This is a genomic window from Pseudoduganella aquatica (assembly GCF_009857595.1).
GTDB lineage: Bacteria > Pseudomonadota > Gammaproteobacteria > Burkholderiales > Burkholderiaceae_D > Rugamonas > Rugamonas aquatica_A.
The window spans coordinates 1-2136 of the sequence record NZ_WWCU01000094.1 but is presented as its reverse complement, the minus strand read 5'-3'; the positions used below and the strand labels follow the sequence as shown (position 1 = coordinate 2136).

Here is a 2136-nt window from a genome sequence, read left to right as displayed (position 1 = left end):
GGCGGCGCGCAGCGCATGGCCGGCAACCGTGGCGGCGGCCTGGGGAACGGCGGCGGCGGGGCTGGCCTTGGCGGCGGTATGGCTGGCGGCGGCGCCGGCTCGTCAGGCCGCTGGGCGCGCCAGGGCCGCAAGATCATCCTTTACGGCGCCTGAGTGCCATGGCCATCAGCTCCTACGCCCGGTGGATGCTGGCGCAAGAGGCGCGCTCGCTGCTTACGCGCCTGCGGCGCGTGCGCCCCTTCGTGCTGATCGAACCCATGGTGCCGGCGGCGGCCCTGCTGCCGGCGGCGCAGACAGCGATCGAGACGCACCTGGCGCAGGGGCGGCGCGGGCTGCATGGCCTGGTGATGGCTTTCCTGGCATGGCTGCAAGGTCCGGGCTCGCGCCACGCGACGGCGGAAGAAGCGCAGCGCCGTTTCACCTTTTTGCGCCTGAAGTTCAACGCCGCGCTGACCCAGTTCGATCTGTTCAACGACGTCATCACGCAGCGCAGCGAAAACAAGAACGGCGTGTGGCTGTCCGGGCTGGACGTGGTGTCGGCCGACGCGCTGGCGCTGCCGGGCCGCTACTACCGCGCGCCGCCGGTGATCTGCTACCTGGACCGGGGGCCGGGCGCGGCCATCCGCCGCGCGCGCACCCGGCTGCCCGGCGGCGGCGACAACCCGGTGGCCATCGTGCGAGTGCCGCGCGAGCGCATGGTGGGCAGCAGCATCGCTTCCTCGCTGATCCACGAGGTCGGCCATCAGGGCGCTGCGCTGCTCGACCTGGTGAATTCGCTGCGCCCGGTGCTGCAGTCCATGCAGGGCGGCGGCAGCCAGGGTACGCCGGCCCACGTGTGGCGGCTGTGGGAGCGCTGGATCTCCGAAGTGGTGGCCGACCTGTGGTCGCTGGCGCGGGTCGGCGTGGTGGCCACCATGGGGCTGATAGGCGTGGTCAGCCTGCCGCGCGTATTCGTGTTCCGGGTAAACCCGGAGGACCCGCACCCGGCGCCATGGATACGGGTCAAGCTCAGCTGCGCGCTCGGCGAGCAGCTGTTCCCGCATCCGCAGTGGCGGCGGGTGGCGGCGCTGTGGGAATCGTTTTACCCGCTCACCGGCCTGCCGCCGGAGCAGCGCCGCCTGCTGCTGCAGCTCGAGGACAGCCTGCCGGCCTTCGCGGCGCTGCTGGCGCGGCACCGGCCGGCGCTGCTGCGCGGGCGCACCCTGCCGGACGTGATGGCGGTGCGCGCGCGCCAGCCGCGCCGCCTGGCCAGCCTGTACCGGCAGTGGAGCAGGGCGCCGCAGCAGATGTACGACGCCGCCCCCTCGCTGGCCTTCGCCGTGCTGGGCCAGGCCCGTGCCGACGGCCGCCTCAGTCCCGAGGACGAGAGCGTGCTGCTGGGCAGGCTGCTGACCCACTGGGCCTTGCGCAGCACGCTGGACCTGAACGCGCTGTGCGGCGACGCGGTGCAGTTGCCGCGCCCCGAATACCGTAGCACCATCCTTTAAGGAGATAGACATGGCAAACATCAAGAACGCGGCGGCCAAGGCGGATCTGCGCGGGGCGGTCCAGGTGACGGTGCGCGACAGCGTCACCGGCGCGCCGCTGGTCAACGCCGCCATCAAGCTGTACAAGGCGCACACCCTGCAGGGCGTGCCCATGGCGGACTGCGACGTGGACGAAGTGAAGAAGTGGCTGCCCGACGAGGCGCTGCTGGCGGCCACCGGCTTCACCGGGGCCGACGGCGCGGTGCTGTTCCCCGCGCTGGACGCCGGCGCCTATATCGCCGCCTATGACAACATCGTGCCGATGCGCATGGACGCGCTGTTCTACCAGTGCGCGGTGGTGCATAACAACTGCACCGAAAACGTGTGCTTCGATTTCGCCTTCAATCCCCAGGTCGACATCCAGTTCGAATCGAATTGCCGCGAAGTGGAGAACAACTGCGCCTTCGTCGGCGACAAGGCCAACGCCGAAGTGCACGTGGACGGCGACGGCCCGCTGGGCGAGGACGCGCTGCGCATCGTGGCGCGTTCGCCCTGGCAGCCGCGCGGCAACGACGGCCACCATTTCAGCACCACCATGCGCCGCGCCGGGCCGCAGCGCTTCGAGGCGCAGGTGCTGTTCGCGCGGCGCGGGCGTCCGGCCGGCGCGGCC

The 2136-nt window shown here is 71.4% G+C and carries 2 protein-coding genes; both read left to right on the top strand.

The genetic code is table 11. The features are described 5' to 3' along the window. Window positions 1–158 precede the first annotated feature (158 nt). Window positions 159–1487: a hypothetical protein gene (locus tag GTP77_RS29645; protein WP_187358900.1), complete on the top strand. Its 1329-nt coding sequence runs from the start codon at window positions 159–161 to the stop codon at window positions 1485–1487. 10 nt (window positions 1488–1497) lie between these two features. Further along, a partial coding sequence (locus tag GTP77_RS29640) for a hypothetical protein (protein ID WP_161075733.1) occupies window positions 1498–2136 on the top strand: 639 nt, incomplete at its 3' end.